The sequence below is a fragment of the Bizionia gelidisalsuginis genome, assembly GCF_008086185.1.
Taxonomy (GTDB): domain Bacteria; phylum Bacteroidota; class Bacteroidia; order Flavobacteriales; family Flavobacteriaceae; genus Bizionia; species Bizionia saleffrena.
The window spans coordinates 320,161-340,163 of sequence record NZ_VSKN01000001.1; the positions used below are offsets into that span (position 1 = coordinate 320,161).

The 20,003-nt window shown below is 33.2% G+C and carries 16 protein-coding genes; 7 read left to right on the forward strand and 9 right to left on the reverse strand.

What is annotated here, in order from left to right; genetic code table 11:
- Window positions 1–1,058: 1,058 nt before the first annotated feature.
- On the reverse strand, window positions 1,059–1,943 hold the full coding sequence (locus tag ES677_RS01440) for an endonuclease/exonuclease/phosphatase family protein (protein ID WP_246124310.1): 885 nt from the start codon (window positions 1,941–1,943) through the stop codon (window positions 1,059–1,061).
- A gap of 369 nt (window positions 1,944–2,312) precedes the next feature.
- The gene (locus tag ES677_RS01445) at window positions 2,313–3,521 is read right to left on the reverse strand and encodes a multidrug effflux MFS transporter (protein ID WP_148380210.1); all 1,209 of its coding nucleotides are present in this window, start codon (window positions 3,519–3,521) and stop codon (window positions 2,313–2,315) included.
- Between the two features lie 105 nt (window positions 3,522–3,626).
- Here ES677_RS01445 and ES677_RS01450 point away from each other — a divergent pair, with 105 nt between their 5' ends.
- The 7 genes from ES677_RS01450 to ES677_RS01480 all read left to right on the forward strand — a co-directional run bounded on the left by ES677_RS01450 (window position 3,627) and on the right by ES677_RS01480 (window position 12,876).
- Complete coding sequence (locus ES677_RS01450) at window positions 3,627–4,211, forward strand: Crp/Fnr family transcriptional regulator (RefSeq protein WP_148370381.1); 585 nt, start codon at window positions 3,627–3,629, stop codon at window positions 4,209–4,211.
- A gap of 106 nt (window positions 4,212–4,317) precedes the next feature.
- Complete coding sequence (locus ES677_RS01455) at window positions 4,318–4,893, forward strand: YceI family protein (RefSeq protein ID WP_148380211.1); 576 nt, start codon at window positions 4,318–4,320, stop codon at window positions 4,891–4,893.
- A gap of 149 nt (window positions 4,894–5,042) precedes the next feature.
- Window positions 5,043–5,615: a Crp/Fnr family transcriptional regulator gene (locus tag ES677_RS01460; protein WP_148380212.1), complete on the forward strand. Its 573-nt coding sequence runs from the start codon at window positions 5,043–5,045 to the stop codon at window positions 5,613–5,615.
- Window positions 5,616–5,672: 57 nt separating this feature from the next.
- Window positions 5,673–6,401 carry an acyl-CoA desaturase gene (locus ES677_RS01465; RefSeq protein ID WP_148370371.1) on the forward strand — a complete coding sequence of 243 codons (729 nt, stop codon included), beginning with the start codon at window positions 5,673–5,675 and terminating at the stop codon, window positions 6,399–6,401.
- 222 nt (window positions 6,402–6,623) lie between these two features.
- Window positions 6,624–8,090 (forward strand): alkaline phosphatase PhoX, encoded by a 1,467-nt coding sequence (locus ES677_RS01470; RefSeq protein WP_148380213.1) that lies wholly within the window; start codon window positions 6,624–6,626, stop codon window positions 8,088–8,090.
- Window position 8,091: 1 nt separating this feature from the next.
- On the forward strand, window positions 8,092–9,885 hold the full coding sequence (locus ES677_RS01475; RefSeq protein WP_148380214.1) for a cytochrome-c peroxidase: 1,794 nt from the start codon (window positions 8,092–8,094) through the stop codon (window positions 9,883–9,885).
- A gap of 1,218 nt (window positions 9,886–11,103) precedes the next feature.
- Window positions 11,104–12,876: an ABC transporter ATP-binding protein gene (locus tag ES677_RS01480; protein WP_148380215.1), complete on the forward strand. Its 1,773-nt coding sequence runs from the start codon at window positions 11,104–11,106 to the stop codon at window positions 12,874–12,876.
- 642 nt (window positions 12,877–13,518) lie between these two features.
- On the opposite strand, the gene ES677_RS01485 is transcribed toward ES677_RS01480, so the two are convergent.
- The 7 genes from ES677_RS01485 to ES677_RS01515 all read right to left on the reverse strand — a co-directional run bounded on the left by ES677_RS01485 (window position 13,519) and on the right by ES677_RS01515 (window position 19,518).
- Complete coding sequence (locus ES677_RS01485) at window positions 13,519–13,911, reverse strand: type I restriction-modification enzyme R subunit C-terminal domain-containing protein (RefSeq protein ID WP_148380216.1); 393 nt, start codon at window positions 13,909–13,911, stop codon at window positions 13,519–13,521.
- Window positions 13,912–13,914: 3 nt separating this feature from the next.
- A complete protein-coding gene (locus ES677_RS01490) occupies window positions 13,915–14,271 on the reverse strand; it encodes a hypothetical protein (RefSeq protein WP_148380217.1) in 357 nt (118 codons plus the stop codon).
- Window positions 14,272–14,526: 255 nt separating this feature from the next.
- The gene (locus ES677_RS01495; RefSeq protein WP_148380218.1) at window positions 14,527–15,429 is read right to left on the reverse strand and encodes a BRCT domain-containing protein; all 903 of its coding nucleotides are present in this window, start codon (window positions 15,427–15,429) and stop codon (window positions 14,527–14,529) included.
- A 196-nt stretch (window positions 15,430–15,625) separates the two neighbouring features.
- Window positions 15,626–16,279 (reverse strand): hypothetical protein, encoded by a 654-nt coding sequence (locus ES677_RS01500; protein WP_148380219.1) that lies wholly within the window; start codon window positions 16,277–16,279, stop codon window positions 15,626–15,628.
- A gap of 260 nt (window positions 16,280–16,539) precedes the next feature.
- Window positions 16,540–16,881: a transposase gene (locus ES677_RS01505; protein WP_148380220.1), complete on the reverse strand. Its 342-nt coding sequence runs from the start codon at window positions 16,879–16,881 to the stop codon at window positions 16,540–16,542.
- 2 nt (window positions 16,882–16,883) lie between these two features.
- Complete coding sequence (locus ES677_RS01510; protein WP_148380221.1) at window positions 16,884–18,065, reverse strand: restriction endonuclease subunit S; 1,182 nt, start codon at window positions 18,063–18,065, stop codon at window positions 16,884–16,886.
- Entirely contained in the window at window positions 18,058–19,518 is a 1,461-nt protein-coding gene (locus tag ES677_RS01515) for a class I SAM-dependent DNA methyltransferase (RefSeq protein WP_148380222.1), read from the reverse strand. Before ES677_RS01515 ends, ES677_RS01510 begins: the two co-directional genes overlap by 8 nt.
- Between the last annotated feature and the right edge of the window lie 485 nt (window positions 19,519–20,003).

The window sequence follows — 20,003 nt, forward strand, 5'->3', positions numbered from 1 at the left end:
TTGATTTTTATAAGATTTAATTATTAGTAATACGTTAAGATATTTGGTTTTGTCGCCTATGTGATTAGGTCTCAATAAGTATAAGTTTTTGTGGTCATTTTCGTGCAAATTTAGTTTTTCATCTATTTTATCACAATACGTAGTTCTACGTATTTTATTTTTGGACAAAGTAAATTGTCGTTAAGTAATTATAGGTGAAGGGGTTTCTATTTTCATAAATACTTAGATAAGACTTTTTTTAGCTTGTTTTAAGAGTGAAGTACAGGGTTGTTCTCAGTTAACCATTCTTAGCGCAGAGAATGATTGTTGCGCCTACGAAATAGGTAAGTACTAAGGCCTACTTAAAATGGTAAATTTGTAATGTCATTAATTCATTTTTATGGGATTTGGTTATAACTAACAGGAGTTAATTTCTTGAATTTCGCTTTTTTGTTCGAATGAAATCGCACAACTTGCATTTCAGCGTCAATATTAGTCTTTTCTCGGTTGCTAAAACTGATATATGTTCGTTTTAATTTAGAATGCCGTTGAACAGTTAATTATTAAACATTTTGTAACTGTATTTCGATATATTGAAATTTTTGACTTGTAAAAGTTTTTACTCTTAATAACGATTTGAAGAGAAATATAAAATATTTTAGAACCTTTCGGTAGGTGTTATCTTTTATTTTAAGATTAGGCAGAATGTGCAATTTTGGTTTATTGAGCCCAGTAGCACATAGAGTTCTTAACTTTACAGTATTGGTTAAAATTATTTTATTAATTGTGTGTGATAACGTGTGAGATTTGACCTGAGATACTGGCGGACTTTTTATCTAATTTATGTTTACATAATTTATCGCATTTAGAGTTTAAACATAATGTTTCAGCTCTAAATACAATTGAATACAGATAATTTTTTGTCCGATTTAAGTCGTGTCGACATCTTTATAAATTTGGCGCTTCCATTCTTTTTGAAGGCACATTATTTAATGGAAGATTCTTATTGGAGTAATAGCTACTCATAATTTATTACAAAAGACCTTTTTAGGGTAAAAGAACAGTCTACTTAAACGCACTCATAAAACCAACTCTACTAAAATAGGAAAATGATCTGATCCCATTTTTGATAAGCGTTCCAATCTTTTTAATTTAAATTCTTTCGTCACAAAAATATGATCCAAAGGCCATCTCATAAAAGGGTTTTCTGCGTTATAACTATTATAAAAACCTCGACCCACTCTAACATCATAAAGTACATTCTTTGTTCCTGTTAATTCATCAACATAAGACCAAACGACCTCGTTTAAATCTCCTGCGACTATAACTGGTAATTTTTGCTCACTAATTTTTTTGCCCAAATTTTTTAACGCATTTTCTTCCTGACCGGCATTGTCGGGCAAATCTTTAAAATGAGTGGGAGGGACCGGATGCACTGAATAAAATTTGATTTGCTTACCAGACTCGAGGGTTATAGTGCTTTCAAAAGAAGGAACATTTTTGTTGTTCAAGTAATGAACTACGAGATTGTTTAAGGGTAATTTACTGTACACAACCATACCATAAGTAACCGCATTAGTAGTATGCTGCGAATAGGGATAGTCATTCTTTAAAACTTTAAGGTTAGTATCCCACCACTTATCTACCTCCATAGCCAAAATTAAATCGGGTTGTTTCAGTGCAATCAATTTATGTAAGTCTTGAGCATTTCGATTTGTCATTTTTACATTAGTAATTAAAAGACTCACTTTGGTATCTGTGGCTACTACTTTTTCTGCGAATGGCACCTCTACAGAGACTAAACGCGTATAATGGATTAAATAAGAGCCATTAATAATTAAACCAAGTAACATTAAACTACTTAGCATATAGTCATACCATTTCCACCGTTTCAACGCAACTACAAAGAGTAGCAAGCAGATAAATAATGCGATGAATAATTGAATGCGTGGAAAATCAAGCATTTTCAAGTATCGGCTTTCTGTATTCCTCAAAATGGAAAATATAGAACATAAAGCCAAAGACAATGCTATGACACTAAAAACAATATATAGAACTTTTATTTTCCGTTTCATCTTTTTAAAGTTAAATAAAAATCCAATAATAGACTATAAATTTCAACTTTTAGTATGTTATATATATTAAATAGCTCTTCCGACTATAGCTTTAATCCTTTTAAAATTTCGTTAACTTCGAGATATATATATATATATATACCTAATTCTCACCTTTTAAACTAATCGTAGTGCTTCTTTTATCGACCATTTTTATTAAAGACTAGCATAAAGAATGGGGTAGACTGCAGATTACGGTTCTCGAGTTTTAAGTGTTTGTTAGCTTGTGATGGCTATTTTTTTAAAGGATTTCATTTTAATAAAAACACTAAGAGAAAGCACTCCAAAAATAGTAAAGCCTACAAATAGCGGTAGTGCTGTACTATTTACATAATAACCAATGACTGTAGCAATAGGAACGGCTAAAAGTGTTGCTGCAAAACCAGTAATAGCGGCGCCAATACCCGCAATATGACCGATGGGTTCCATAGCTATTGCTCTAATATTTCCGAAAATAAAACCTATAGTAGAGAACTGAATTCCCATAAAGAGTAATAAAATGGGTAAGCTTGGGTTGGCAGTAGACCAAAACAACAGTATATAAACGAACGCATTTAGTGTAAAAACGATAAGGGCCAAAAAGGATAAGCGACGCATTCCCAAGCGCATCACTAGCGTTCCGTTTAATAAAGTCGATACACCAATCCCTGTAGCAAGTCCTGCAAAAATGAAAGGGAACTCTTCTACTAATCCGTATTGATTTTCGAAAATGTGTTGTGATGCACTTAAATACACCATAAAGGCACCCGTTATAAATCCTGAGATTAGTGTAAATCCCATTGTTTCTTTGTGCTTTAAAAGCTCTTTTAATCCGCTACCGAACACGCGCCTTGTAAACTTGGTTTTAAATTCTGGTTTTAGTGTTTCTGGTTGGCGTCTCCAAAACCATATACAAACGATAATTGCCATTACCAATTGCACGTAGAAAATACCTTTCCAATTGTAATGATCCAATACAAACTTGCCTAATGCAGGTGCAATAACAGGAACTAAAATAAATACAGAAGTTACAAAAGACATTATTTTCGCCATATAATCGCCTTTATACGTATCGCGAATTATAGAAATACTAATGGTTCGCGGTGCCGATAAACCGATACCTTGTAAAATACGCCCAAACACCATCCACTCTAGCGATGGCGATAGCACACAAATAATACTGGCCACCACAAAAACAGAAAATCCAATATAGACGGTAGGTTTTCGTCCGAAACTATCTGAAAAAGGACCGAATACCAACTGACCAACACCTAAACCTAGAAATATCATTGTAATTAATAATTGATGCGACGCGGAGTCGTAAGTATTAATAGCAATTCCTATTTTTGAGATGGCCGGTAAAATGGCGTCAATGGTTAACGCGACAATAGACATTAATGCCGCCATTAAACCCACAAATTCTAAGTTTAGAGGTTTGTTTTTCTGCATTCCGCAAAAATAGCTTTTAAATGAAGGCAATTCATTTTTTTTAACTGCAATATTATGTTAAAATAAGACCCTGTTATAATATCTTTGTCAATGACGATGAAAGCTATGGAGCACGCAAAACCTTTATTGAATTATATTCGGAAACACGTTACGCTTTCTGAGGAGGAAGAAGTCTTTTTATGTTCTAAAATAGACTACAGGAAATACTTAAAGGGGCAGTATATTTTGCAACAAGGCGACATAAGCACGACGCAGTGTTTTATACTTTCCGGCTGCACTAAAATGTTTTTTGTAGATAATGATGGTCAGGAGCACATTGTAATGTTTTCGATTGAAGATTGGTGGACGTCCGATTTAGGGAGTTTTGTTTCGCAAACCCCTTCCGATTTTAATGTGCAGTGTCTTGAAGCCTCAGAAGTTATTCAGTTTCCCTATGAGACTATAGAATCACTTTTTGAGGGCATCCCAAAGTTGGAGCGCTTCTTCAGAAAAATTATAGAACAAGCGTTTGTCGCTTCCCAAAAACGCATCATTCAAAATTTTAGTCTTTCAGCAAAAGAACGTTACCAATTATTTCATTCAAAATATCCGCAAATTGAACAACGCATTCCGCAGTATATGTTGGCATCGTATTTAGGGTTTACCAAAGAATTCTTAAGTAAGGTTAAAAAAGAACTCCTCAAGCCGTAAAATATTAAACTAGATTACTATTTTTTTATAAACTAGCTTATTTTCTAAGACGTCTAAAGGGCATATCTTTGTGGTATACATTAAAACAAACTTAAATTTTAAAACGATGAAACATTTTATTAAAACAGGAGTAGTAGCTGTATTAGTAGCTTTTTTAAGCTTTTCTTTTACTTCAAATACCGAAAAAAAGGTTATTAAAACAGAGGAAAGCCAAGTAGTTTGGAAAGGATATAAAGTAACGGGGTCTCACGAAGGGACTATCGCGATACAATCTGGTGAATTACATTTTGAAAATGCGGTTTTAACTGGTGGCGCTTTTGTGATGGATATGACTACAATAAGCAGTACGGATTTAGAAGGGGAGTACAAAGGTAAACTAGATGGCCATTTAAAATCTGATGATTTCTTTGGGGTGGCCAAACACCCAACTGCTCAATTAGTATTTACAGCGGTTACTGCTAGTGGTAAAAACGCATACACTGTAACTGCCGATTTAACGATTAAAGGCCAAACAGCACCAGTGGATGTTAACTTTTCGGTTTATGGTAATAAAGCGACGGCAACGTTAAAAGTAGACCGTACAAAATATGGTGTACGTTATGGATCGGCTAGTTTTTTCGATGGCTTAAAAGATAAAACTATTTACGATGAATTTGATTTAGTAGTCGATTTAGTATTTTAAATCACGACTCACTTATCTTTGAGATTAAAAAGACGTTTTTAAAGGAAACGTCTTTTTTTTATGTAAAAACACCACTTTTAAGTTTAAATTAGGCCTTATTTTTTCATTTAAAAAGAATAAATAGCGTTCTTTGTTAAAGAAATCAAGTTATGCTTAATATTAGAGAATACATAGAAGAAACGGTGTCGATAAGTGAAGAAGATTGGCAGTTTTTTTCCTCGAAACTAACTCTCCGTTCTTTTAAAAAGAAAGCGCACATTCTTGATATGGGCGAGACCGAAAATTATATTTCATTTATAGATAAAGGCATCGCACGATTTGTTATTCCTAAGGAAGATATCGAAAAGGATATTACCTTTGGCTTTTGTTTTCAAAATGAATTTATTAGTGCCTACGATTCTTTTCTGCTACGCAAACCGTCGTTGTATCAAATTGAAGCGTTAACCGCAATTTCAATGTGGAGTATTTCGTATGCCGATTTACAGGAGGTATATAAAAACTCGGTTATTGGCAATTTAATTGGACGTTTATCTTCTGAGCGTTTGTTTTTAATTAAATCTAAACGCGAACAATCGTTATTAAACGAAACAGCAACCGAGCGCTATTTAAAACTATTTACTGATCGCCCGAAGCTAATAAAAGAGATTCCGTTAAAATATATTGCCTCCTATATTGGGGTTACCCCACAAGCATTAAGCCGTATTCGCAAGCAAATTTCTTAACCTTGGTTCATTTGAAAAACTGAAAAACCTCCCGAACTTTGTAAAAAAAAATCGAATATGGAGATTTTAATATTAATGTTAGTTCTGTGGTACGTTGGTTTATTCTTTCAAACCTTCTTTTTACACCGTTATGCAGCACACCAAACCTTTAAAATGTCTAAGTTTGGAGAACGCGCTTGTTTTTTCTTAACTTGGTTATTTCAAGGTTCAAATTATTTAAGCGCTTACGGTTACGGTGTTATGCACAGAATGCATCACGCGTATGCCGATACTGAGAAAGATCCGCATTCACCAAAATACGATGCTAATGTGTTTACTATGATGTGGCGCACCAAAAATATTTATCAAGATATTAATAAAAAGCGTATACCAGTAGCAGAGAAGTTTACTAAAAACGTACCACAGTGGGAACGGTTTGATAAGTTTGCGAGCTCTCGTATTTCGCGATTGGTTTGGGGTGCTTTATACACGACGTTTTTCATTATTTTTGCAAGTGTTTGGTGGCATTGGTTATTTTTACCCGTAGCCTTTTTAATGGCGCCAATACACGGTGTTATTATTAACTGGTTTGCTCATATTTATGGGTATGTTAATTTTAAGGTGAGTGACACTTCTAAAAACTTATTGCCATTTGATTTCTTGATGATGGGTGAAGGATACCACAACAATCACCATAAACATAGCGGACGTGCTAATTTTGGAGTGCGTTGGTTTGAGGTTGATATTACCTATTGCATTATGTTAGTTTTAAACAAAATCGGAATGATACGCTTAAATAAAGCTTAACCGAATAAGTAATAAATAGTTAAAAAAGCAGTATGTAATGTACTGCTTTTTTTTGTTTCAAATTCTTATAAAATACTCTTATTTCTTATAGTTAACCGGTAAAAAGTAAGCTTTACTTTTATATAACATATCTTTTTTTTGTTCACAATCTAGTAAACTACAGGTAAGCTTACAGTAATCTTCTCGTTGTTAATTTGACAAACTAATAATTAACACAATACTATGAAAAGATTACACACATTAAGTCTTCTGTCTTTGTCCTTTTTATCATTAGCATCCTGCAAGAGTGATGATGACAATTTTGGCGTTGAAGAGGTTAATGACACGACAAATTCTGTAGCACTGAAAGCACATTCTGTAACGAGCAATTATTTAAAGTTAGACCCTGCTTTTTCCAATGTCAAAATTTATCCTTTATTATCTTCTGAAGATCAATTGCCGGACTCACCAGATTTTGTTTATGGTTCTTTAGCCGATGGGGCAGGATTACTTAAAAATCAGGATGAGACGTTTACTTTAATCAATAATATTGAAGGTGATTATTCTATCGCTAGAATAACTTTAGATAACACTTTTAAACCGGTTCACGGGGAATACATTTTAAACGCAGAAGCAACCGCTTATACTGCGCAATGCTCAGGAAGTTTAATCACACCAGAAGAGCACGGATTTGGACCTATATATCTTTCAGGAGGAGAGTGGGGCGGTTCATCAAAAGGTGTATTTGCTACTAATCCTTATAAAGACGCCTCTTCAGCTTCCTATGCTAATATGTTAAGCGCGTTTGGACAATGGTCTACAGAGAATGCAGTTGTTATAGGTAAAGAGGCTTACCCTAATAAAACAGTAGCTTTTATTGGTGATGATCATGCTGATAACGAAACCCCTTCAGGACAATTAGGTATGTACGTGGGTGACCGCGGTGATTTATATGGTGGTCAATTATTTGGTTTACGGGTTTTAGATGCTACGGTTAATTTTGAAATGGATATGGCCGAAGGAGAATCGTATCCTATGGATTTTGTTCAGTTAGAAGAAACCGAAATTAATATGTTAGATGCTGAAGCTAAAACAAAAGGTGTTATGGGCTTCTCTAGATTAGAAGATCTTGATTGGAGAAGAGGTAGTGCTTCAGATAATAGAGAACTTTACTTCTGTGTTACTGGTCGTAAAAAAGATGCGCTAATAGATAAAGGTACCTTTTACGGTCGCGTTTATAAGGTGACTCTAAATGAAAATGATCCAACTGGAACAGGTACTATTACTTGCGTGTTAGATGGTGATAAACTAAACGGAAAAGCGAAAACATTTCATAGTCCAGATAACATTGTTGTAACAGAAAACTACGCGTATATCCAAGAAGACTTAAACGGCTATTTTGATACGGCTGATAAAACACACTTTGCACGTTTATACCAATACAACTTAAATACTGGGGCATTAAAAACAGTACTAGAGTGCGACCAAGAAACGGCACAATTAAATGGTGTTGGAACCGTTAATTCGCCTTGGGAACTTACCGGAATGATAGATGTTTCTGATACTGTTGGCGTAGAAGGCACCTTCTTATTAATAACGCAAAACCACGGTTGGAATGATCCTGCCTTTAACGATCCAAAAGCAAATGGGTTACCAACAGCAAGTACGGAAGGAAGTGTTATTCACATTGTTCAAGGTTTAGAAAGATAATATGATTACACCTATTTTTAAATTAAAAAAGACACATACTCTTGGTATGTGTCTTTTGCTTATAATATTAAGCAGTTGTAAGCAAACAAGTACTACTTACGAACAACAAGACCCTTTAGTGCAATTGGAAACCCAATATAAATCTAATTTAAATACGTGCTATTTGTATTTAGATAGTGTAAATATAGCCACTACCAAAGTCGGAAAGTTAGCCTATTTTATACAGTCTAGAAATTATTTTAAACGTGTAGAACCCATTCTGTCTTTTATAGATAAGAACAATTATAAGTCTTTAAATCAACCTAATATTTTACGAGTACAGGAAGAAGATGCGACCGATATTAAAGAGAATGCTCCATTTGGTTTTCAGGTGTTAGAAGAACAGCTTCATGATGATACTATTTCAAATCAAACCATTACTAATACTATTAATTTTACTAGAAACCGGTTAGGATTAATTGCACAAAATACTACAGTACAATTACGCGATTATCACTTATTATGGTTACTACGCGATGCTGTAATTCGTGTGGCAGTAACAGGTACCACCGGTTTTGATTCCCCGATATTAGAGCGTTCGTTAGAAGAATCGATCATTGTTTACAAAGAATTAAAAACAATTGTAGAGTTGTACAAAGACAGTTTTAGTAATCTACAATTGTATAACCAATGGTTACGTGAAATAGAGTCTACGCTGAAGGGGTTGGCTACAGACTTTACTAGTTTTAACCGGTATGGGTTTATAAAAAACCATACACACAAGCAGTTAGAATTGTTGGTAGCGACCCAAGAGGATTGGGGGGCGGAGTATCCATTTCAACTGGCGATAAGTAACGATGCAACGTCGTTATTTTCTAGTAGCACGTTTAATATGGAATACTTTTCAGATTATAAACAAACTACCGTGTATAAAGCAGAGAAAATAGCATTAGGAAAGCAGCTTTTTAACGACAAGCGCTTGTCTACCAAACAAAATCTAAACTGTGCATCGTGTCACCATAAAGACAAGGCGTTTACCGATGGATTACCCATTTCTGCGAACCAAAGCCGAAATTCGCCAACCTTAACCTATGCCGCTTTACAACAAAGTTTCTTTTATGATGGTCGGGCTGGCAGTTTAGAAGGGCAAGTGGCAGCCGTTGTAAAAAACGAAAAAGAGTTTCATAGTGATTTAGAAACGATGAGAAAAGCGGTCGAAAACGATACGACTTATGTTGCTATATTTAAAAAAATATACGATAATAAAATAGATGGCAATACCATTCGCAATGCTATCGCTAGCTATATAAGAAGTCTAAATGCTTTTAATTCTAAATTCGATAATAATATTAATGGAGTAGAACATACCATTACAGAAAGTGAAATAAGAGGCTTTAATCTGTTTATGGGAAAAGCGAAATGTGCCACTTGTCATTTTGCACCTGTTTTTAATGGTACGGTACCCCCTAACTTTACAGAAACAGAATTTGAAGCTTTAGGCGTTCCAGAAACCACTGGAGCAATGGCAGAAATTTCTCCGGATTTAGGCCGCTATTATTTGTTTAATACCGATTCTAGAAAACACTTTTTTAAAACGTCTACAGTACGAAATGTATCGCTTACCGCACCGTATATGCATAACGGCGTATATAAAACTTTAGATGAGGTAATGACCTTTTATAATAATGGCGGCGGAAGTGCTTTAGGGATTCAATTAGAGCATCAAACGTTACCTTCGGATGCGTTAAACCTTTCCGATGATGAAATTAAAGCTATTATTGATTTTATGAACAGCCTTGAGGATTTAAAAGTCTAAGATATTATTTTTAAGGATTAAAATACAGTAGCAATTTCTGAGGTTTTTTTTGGAGGTTGCTACTCTTATTTTGAATGTTTATGTATGATTTTAGTTTACTTCGTTATTGTGGTTTACTAGTACTTATCTCAATTTCTTTACCACAACCTTAAAGGGCGGAGATGGATTTACCTACGTAATGAAAGTCTCTTTTAGGGGGGGGGTAGGGAGTTAAATAAACGCATTTCAATTTCTTTACCCCATCTCTAAAGGGTGTAAATTGATTTACCTACGTAATGAAAGTTTTTTTTAAGGGGTTTAGGGGTGAAAGAAACATATCTCAATTTTTTTACCCCAACTCTAAAGTGCGGAGATGGATTTACCTACGTAATGAAAGTCTCTTTTAGGGGATTTAGGGAGTTAAATAAATGCATTTTAATTTCTTTACCCCAACCTTAAAGGGCGGAGATAGATTTACCTACGTAATGAAGGACCCTTTTAGGGGATTTAGGGAGTTAAAGAAACGCATCTCAATTTCTTTACCCCAACCCTAAAGGGGGTGGGATTGATTTATCTTAAGAAAATAAGTAATACTGATTTAATACCTAGTTTTTAAGCGTACTAAAATCAGATTAGATTTTTTTGGTTTGTTTTAGATTAATAGTGTTTCGATTAAGTGTTTTATTTATTACTCTTTTTCTTTTTTGCATTGCCCAAAAAAGAAACAAAAAAGTCTAGGCTTACGACTTTCTATCTACATTTATCATTGTGCTCCTAAATTTTAGGAACTTGCTGGAGAGATCAGTTGTCAATTCATTCGTTTTGTTAGCTTAAACAGCTTAAAATTTTACGGTGCCTTCATTTCAAATTTTAGGATAGATTCTCGATAGTTCGGGGTCGGCATTTCAAGATAATTAGATAGTTTTATTATGTTTGAGACTTGTTTTTTTTAACGTGCATTGTGAATAGTCTGTGATTTTATTTAGGTGCAAAGAGTGAGTGCTGCAGCTTTTAGATGGATAGTGTTTCGGTTTAGTGTTTTTATTTTATGACTACCTTTCTTTTTTACTTCATCTTAAAAACAAATCAATACTGATAGTGGGTTTTGGTGGTCTATTTTGTAGGTGTGTAATTGTATAAATCATTGTAAGTGTCTTTTGGGTTAAAAAGAGTATTAACCTTTATAACAAGACTATCTCATTGATAATAAACTTATATTTGCACTCCTAATTTTATACTATGAAATCTTTTAAAGAGACCGCACATACTTCCGACAAGAAAAAATCTAAGGTTACTATGTTAACCGCATTTAAAACTATTATTTGGCCACGTAGAAACTTAGTTCTTATAGGGTTGCTACTTATTGTTTTAAGTCGTTTATCGGCGTTGGTATTACCTTGGAAAACCAAAGCGTTACTAGACGATATTATTCCTAATAAAGATTTCGACCAGTTATACGCTTTACTTTTAATTGTAGGTATTGCCATATTAGTATCGGCTGCTACTTCTTTTTTACTGACTAAAATACTAAGTGTACAAGCACAGTTTTTAATTAGTGAACTACGTGCACAGGTACAGAAAAAAGTCTTGTCTTTACCTATAAGTTTTTTCGATAACACAAAATCGGGTGCTTTGGTATCTCGAATTATGAGTGATGTCGAGGGGGTTAGAAATTTAATCGGTACTGGATTGGTTCAAATGGTTGGTGGTACTATTACTGCCATTATTTCATTAGTGCTTTTAGTAAATATAAGTTGGTCTATGACGCTTTTTGTTCTTGTTCCTGTGGCTGTTTTTGGTGTGATAGCTTTAAAAGCCTTTGGTTACATACGTCCTATTTTTAAGAAACGAGGGGTTATTAATGCAGAGGTAACGGGGCGTTTAACTGAAACACTTGCTGGTGTTCGGGTTATAAAAGCATTTAATGCTGAAGAGCAAGAAAATATAGTCTTCGAAAAAGGGGTAAACCGCTTATTTATTAACGTTAAAAAGAGTTTAACGGCTACTGCTATTATGACGAGTTCTTCTACTTTTTTATTAGGTATTGCTTCGACCGGAATTATGGGTATTGGGGGATACAAAATAATGATTGGCGAACTAACCACAGGAGATTTTTTATCGTTTACCTTACTGTTAGGATTTATGATTGCGCCTATTGTACAAATGAGTAATATTGGAAGTCAGTTAACCGAGGCGCTGGCGGGTTTAGATAGAACTGAAGAGTTAATGAATATGACTGCGGAAGAGGATGATGTTAATAGAGTCGTTGCTTTAGATACCGTAAAAGGTGATTTAGTATTTAATGATGTTTCTTTTGCCTATGGTGAAGGCAAAGAGGTAATACACAATATAAGTTTTGAAGCCCCTTCTGGCTCTGTTACTGCTTTGGTGGGGAGTTCAGGATCTGGGAAATCGACCATTGCTGGGTTATCGGCTACATTTTTAAATCCGAAATCGGGAATGGTTACTATAGATGGAAACGATTTATCGACTGTACAATTAAGTAGTTTTAGAAAGCATTTAGGTGTGGTGTTGCAAGACGAATTTCTTTTTGAAGGCAGCATTAAAGAGAATATTTTATTTCCGAGACCTAATGCGACTGATGCACAGTTGCAAGCTGCTGTAAATGCAGCTTATGTTAATGAGTTTACCGATCGTTTTGACGATGGCTTAGAAACCTTAATCGGGGAGCGTGGTGTAAAACTCTCTGGAGGACAACGCCAACGTATCGCCATTGCTAGAGCAATTCTAGCAGATCCTAAAATTATTATTTTAGATGAAGCTACTTCTAATTTAGATACCGAAAGTGAAGCTTTAATACAAAAGAGTTTAAATAAGTTAACTGAAAACAGAACCACTATTGTTATTGCGCACCGTTTAAGTACCATTAGACGCGCCGACCAGATTCTTGTTATTGAAAACGGACGTATTGCAGAACGTGGAAATCACGAGGAACTTATAGCAGCTCAAGGGCGTTATTACGACTTATATACGTATCAGGCTAAGATATAACCGTGAGGGCCTTTTAAGGTCTAAAACAATGACTGTTGTGTTTTTAGAACTTATAAGAAATTCTTAACAGTTATTTTATTTTGAATGGTGAACGGTTTTAGATTTCCTGTCTGTTATGGATTGCGTATTTATTATCGTTTCGTTTTTCTTTAATTTCTGTTAGTACGGTTAACGAGGTGCTGTACAAGGTGTTTAAACTCGCGATAGATAGGTTTACTAACGAGGGGTTGTATTCTGTTACTTGCTCGATTAGCTTTTGTAAATCGCAACATTTTTTGCGTGTCCTGTTTCGTATTGCTTATTCATAGTGTTGTGGTTTAGTGGGTTAAGACTATTAATACACATGATAATTTTAAATTTTTATATCATTACTATATTTTATTGTTTGGGTGTTTGGTTATTTTTAGTGTGGTGATATAGGTTTACGCTGAGTGGTAAAAGGCGCACTGGCAATTGTTTCATTGCCAGATGGTACCTCGATTAGGTGTCTGGCTTTTCTTGCCGCAAACTTGCTAGCGTTGGCGTGAAAGCTCTTTTAAATTTACTCATCTAGTTTTTATTTTATCATTAGGTGTTCGTGATTCGTTTCATTTAATTGTGAGGCACGAGCAAACTTTAAATGTGCTTGAACTTGCGTTGGCTTTATGCTGTTTTATATAAATATTGTTGAAATTCAATAAATAAATTTCTAATTTTTAAAGGATCTCCGCCTAATTCTTCTATTCCGTCTGCTTGAGATTGAAACATACTTGAAAGTAAAGTAGGCAGCTTGGTTTGGTCTAATTCACCTACACCAATTTCAATGTACTTACTCAACACAAATTCAATAAATTCTTTTTGTTTATGATTCATTAACGTAAAAATAGCCCCTTCTGCTGCTGCAACGCGTTCCGTTCTTGAGATTGGTTTTATTTCGCTATTAAAAACATACTCTAACACATCAAATAAGTCGCTATTTTCAGCATCTACTAATTTTCTTAAAGCGTTTAGTTTTTCTATACCGTAACCTGCGGTATCTAATTTCTTAAATAATATTTATTATCTTATTATAAAGTTTTTATTATACTCTTCTTTTTGTTTAACATAATCATTGGCAAATTTATTTTGAGCTGAATATTTGCTACTATCGTTTGGTACAGATTTCATATAATCGTAAGAAATATGTTGATCTTTCATTTCTGAATTTCTTTGAAATTCATTACTAGGGAATTTTTTAAGTGCATTTTTTTCAATCAAAGATGAAATAGAATCGTTGTTTTTTTTGGAGTCTTTTAGCAAAGAAGGAATATTATTATTTTCTAAATATTTATCTATATTATTTTTAGGCTTCTTGTCACCACAGGATAAAAAACTGAGAGTAATGCTTACTATAATAAATAATGTTTGTTTTTTCATTTTTGGATAATATATAATATTAGTTAAAACTAAACACCTAATTTGTTTAGCAAGAAATATAAAAGTTGGTTATTATTATTATTATTTAATAGAGACCACAATATAAATACAATTTTATAAAATATGTTGAGGGAAACCGTAAAAGTAAGTGGTTTCTTTAAATAATTGAGAATGATGGTTTATAGGGTGGTAAGGTAATTAGTGTTCTTGCAATTAATAGATTGATTGTTGTCTATTGGATTAAAAAAACGGCTTTTACTTTAAATCTTCTATAGCGTCCATAAAATCAAATTCGTGTACTAAACAAATTTTATGACCTTCTTTTCTCATTTCTAAAGCTTTTTCCACTTTACGCCCGTAACAGGCAAAAGCCCATGCTGCATTCCCATTATCTCCAACAATTAAATAGTCAGTCTTTTTGGTAACCGATTTTATTGGTATTCCTCCCAAATTGTAAATTAGATGTTCTAATTCTGTACGATTGCCACTTTTTAAAACTCCAGTTACACAAAACGTTTTTCCGTTAAAGTCTATATTTGGCTCACTAGTACAATGACCTGAAATATTTATATCTGCCGTTTCATTTTCAATTTGTTGCGCAATTTCATTATTTTCAATATTTACAAATTGATTTAAATATGCTTTTAAAATTAAGATTTCTTCTTCCTCAATAATTCCGTCGGAAACAATCGATAACATTAAACTTCTAATTTCATCGTAAGGATAGTAAGTATTTAAATGTAAATTTTGTTCAAGCCATTCTTCAAGGTCCCAAACTTCTTTCTCGTTGATGATTCCGTCTGCCAAAATTCCGTGACATATTCCTTGTAAAGTTTGTAAATCAGCAGATACAGTATTATAATAATAATTGTGATTTTCGTATTTTTGACATAACCAGAATAAATCTTCTATTGTTTCTGTTGCGGGAATGTTATTAGAAACAGTTTCGTTAATAATTGTCATAAATTCTTTGAAAGGATTTTGGTTTATTAAACTCCTATGACTTTTTGCCCATTTTTTAAGTTCGTCAATTTCTTTTTTGTTTACTTGATTATCTAAATTGATTCCAAGTAATATTCCTTTTAATGAGTTGATTGCTTTATCAGCTCTTGCTTTTGAAGTATAAACTTCTAATTCTTTTTGATTTAATTCGCGCATTAATACTGTTTATAAAATTATTGGCAATGTTTATGTATGAGTAAGATTGTGTGGTTGGATATGAGGATTATGGTTAAGAGGCCTTGCGAGTTTGTGTGCGAGGATTTTTTGAAGGACAATTAGATATAGCAAACGTGCAATTAACTTTTGATTAAGCTATAAATAGGAATAGTTTATATACGGTATTGTCAGAACGTTATTTTGTCATATTTCTATATTCATTTTCAATTTTAGATATTAATTCTTGTAATGATTTTTGAGCATTTTCAAATTCAGGAAGTTGTTTGATTTTATTAATTCTTTTTAAAATTTGCTCTGTCTCATCAAATTCATCATTATACATATATCTAAAATCTCCTCTAAAGTAATCTTCAAATTCACGAATCTCTCTGTTATTTTTTATTATCTGTTGAGTGAAATCTCTAAAATAAACGATGCTTTTATCAATCTTTACACAAATTTCTTTAGTAAACAAAATTCTGTTTTTTGAATAAAAAATAATTGTTTTGTTGTTAGTGTTTAACCAATTTTCTATTTTTAGTTTAAACTCATTATGTTGGTTCTTGTTTTCTTGCTGAATTAATATAGAAGTTAAATCAAATTTGAAATCATACAATAATTCGTAAAATTTTTTATAAGTTTCAACTTGATTTGTATGATGCTTTGTAAATTTTATTTCTGCTTTTTTTAAAGAACTATTAAACTTTGATAATTTTGTTTTTATCCAATAATTCTGTATAAAAAATTGAATTAATAGGAATATAATTCCAAATGAAATTAATGTATAAATCTGATTTTCAGTAAACTTATTAAGTTCATCTTGAATTAAGTCTAATATTACTTTCTCCATATTCCAATGTTATTCATCTGGTTTTTTTAATGTTTGCCAACTCTGTTATATCAGTTACTCTTAAACATCTTAATAGCGCCTACAGCGGTATAAGCGTTGGTTGTTAATTTTATTACTTAATAGCGTTTGCAATATAGACACTACTTTTTATGTTATGTTGCGGGAAACCGTAAAAGTGAATGTTTTCTTTAAATATAACTGATGGGTTTGTGGTTTAGAGGGCTTATAGAGAGTAAAGTGTACTGGCAATTATTGGGTTGTTAGGTAGGCGATGGTTCGCCTAATGTAGGTTCGCCTAATTTTGTATTAGGGCAGACACGCAGGTCTGCCCCTACGTTTTGGATGATGCAATGAAAATGGTTGGGCATAATTACCATATCGTTACATTTAATATCTGTAAATTTATTTTCCAATTCATAATACCATTTGTAAATCATTTTGCCTGCGGTATTCAATTTCATTTCACCATTAATTATTTCGCCATAAAAATGTGTTCTATTTTGGCAACAGATGGTTACAAAATAAAGTCCCGCTTGCGAATAGTCGTATCCTTTTAATCGGATAGATTTGCGCTTGTGTATTTTTGGATTGTAATTGTTCATACTTATAGTAATTGCCCACTAAACGCCTTTTGCAACACACTCTTTTTCATTTCTTCTAAATCGGCTATTTTTTGAGTGTAAATGGCTTCTAGTTTTTTTGTTTCTGCTGATAGAATATCAAGTTTATTTACTATTTGTTTTTGTTTTTCAATTTTTGGGAAAGCCAATTTATATTCTTTCATCATTGGTACCGTTAATTGTGGAATAGCTGAGCCACTTCTTAAAATATCCAAATTATCAATTGAGTGTTTTAAAAATTGCAAATCCATAATTTCTGAATTAGGGATAACTACAATAAGCCTTACAATAGGATAGTATTTCATTTTCCGTAATTCGGTATGTCCAGTTCCACTTCCTCTTGCTGATATTGTTACAGAAGGCTTTAAAACTCTTGCTTTATTTGTATATCCATATAGACCTCTTTTTTTAACCGCATTTGCAAAAATAGGAACATTATATTCTGTAGTTACTTCCTTAGAGAAAGCATCTTTTGGTTTATCACCTCCTGCAAAAATACTTTCAGATATTTGTTCCAAAGTCTTCTCCTCCCAATCATCTCCTTTATTTTCAAACACATTCTGTAAATAACTCTCAAAAAGTTCTTTTGCGTTTTGTAGGTTTTGTTGTGCATTGGCTTTTGCGGTAGCTATGGCAGTAAAAGCTTTGTCTAATAGGGCTACTATTTGTTTTTGTTGGGTTAGTGATTTTGGAAATGAAATTAAAACATTATCAAAACTGTAGTTGTTTATTTGAGGAATATTCGCTCCATTACTTAATTCTGCCAAATCTATTTTTTGAAACCAATGAAACAGATAATCCTTATTAATAATCTTTGAAGGAACTAAAGCCATTGTATTCAAGTCTACAATTGTTGGCTTAACAATTCTGCGTTTTTTATTAGTTGCAATAGCACCACCTCTTTTAGGGAAAATAATTGAACCAATAGGAATGATTTGATTAGCCTTAATATCTATTTCATCTACAAAACGATTGGAAACCTGAATATAGTTTTCGTTTCCTTTAAGATTCATATCACCAACCTTGATATAAAGAATTTCGCCTTCACTTCTTTCGATACTTTTTGAAATGGTTTTACCGCTTTTTAAATCACAAACCTCTCCTAAAGTTTTCATCTCCCATCCATCAGGCAAACTTGCCTTTTCCATTGTCAATTCTTTAATCATTTCCAATCAACAATTTTAAATCATTCATTACATCAGCACTTTCAGCATCCAAAGTAGCCATTGCTTCCAAAATTTCATTGGGTTGGCGTAAAGGCGCTTCTTCTGGTGTATTTGGGTTTTTTGCAGAAAGGTCAAAAGTTGTTTGGTCAATGTCACTTAAACGTATGCTCCAAGAGTTTTCACCTTCGGCTTTTGTTTTTTGTAGGGTTACAAAATCGGCTAAATCTTTTTCGTTTAGTGGGTTTTGTTTTCCCAAATTACGGTCAAGGTTTAATTGGTAAAACCATACTTTTTTAGTGGGTTCACCTTTGTCAAAAAACAAGACCACAGTTTTCACACCCGCACCTGTAAAGGTTCCGCCTGGTAAATCTAAGACCGTATGTAGGTTACAGTTTTCTAGTAGTTCTTTACGTATGGCAACAGAAGCATTATCGGTATTACTTAAAAACGTGTTTTTAATTACAATACCAGCTTTACCACCCGCTTTTAATATTTTAATAAAATGCTGTAAAAACAAAGAAGCAGTTTCACCTGTTTTAATTGGGAAATTTTCTTGTACTTCTGCACGTTCTTTTCCTCCAAATGGTGGGTTTGCTAACACCACATTGTAACGGTCTTTTTCTTGTATGTCGGCACTATTTTCTGCAAGCGTATTGGTGTGTATAATATTGGGGGCTTCTACCCCGTGCAATATCATATTCATAATACCAATTATATATGCCAATGATTTTTTCTCTTTACCGTAAAAGGTTTTCTTTTGTAGTGTCTCTATGTCTTGCGTAGATAGTTTTTTGGTGTTACGTAAGTAATTAAAAGCTTCTACCAAGAATCCTGCACTTCCTACAGCACCATCATAAACGGTTTCACCAATTTTAGGGTTAACTACTTTTATAATGGTTTTAATTAATGGACGTGGTGTGTAATACTCGCCACCATTACGCCCTGCATTACCCATATTTTTAATTTTACCTTCATAGAGGTGGCTCATCTCTAATTGGTCTGCGTGCGTACGAAAACGTAGTTGGTCTATTAAGCCAACGACTTCTCTTAAATTATATCCAGATTGAATTCGGTTTTTTAATTCCCCAAAGATTTCACCAATTTTATATTCTATAGTATCTGCACTTGTAGCATTTACTTTAAACTTTTTGAGGTAAGGAAACAATTCGTTATTAACAAAGTCTAATAAATCGTCTCCTGTTTGTGTGTTATGGTCAATTTTACCATCTTCTAATTTAGGAGCTGCCCAATTTGTCCATTGGTAGGGAGGTTCTATGAGTCTAGTATATGCTTCTCCAGAAAGTAAAGCTGCATTTTCTTTGTCTTTTTCTAAATCGTCTAAATATTTTAAAAACAGTACCCAAGAGGTTTGCTCTACATAATCTAATTCGCTTCCGCATCCTGCATCTTTATGTAGTATGTCGTCTATATTTTTAAAACTTTGTTCAAACATTTATTTAGTGTCTATTTTATTCGAGATAATTAATTCTTTTAGGTGTATGTTGCGTATTTTAACAATAGGTATTCCTATTTCTAGTCTTGGTTGCTGTCTGTTCTGTACATACCCATTTATCATATTGTAGCTTTTTTTCAATTTCTTGGTAAGCTAAATTTGTTTAATGCCTTTTTTTTTCAAGACTTCCTTAATTCTATTTATTTTAATTCGGATTTGTCTATTTTTTTAAATGGACTCATTAAATCGTTTTGCTTATTTAAGACGTTGTTTATGCCGGAACTAATGTAAGTTGTTTTTTTATTTTATAAAGCTATGTGTTTTATTCTTGTTTTTCTATGTGTGTGGCGGGGGGGGAAGGGCAAGTTTTTTTTATTTTGTGAGGCACGAGCAAAATGAAATGTTTTTGACCGTGCGGTGGGTTTCTATTAGTTTGTGTGTAACTCTGTTATATTAGTTACTATTAAAAATCTACATAGCGGTAT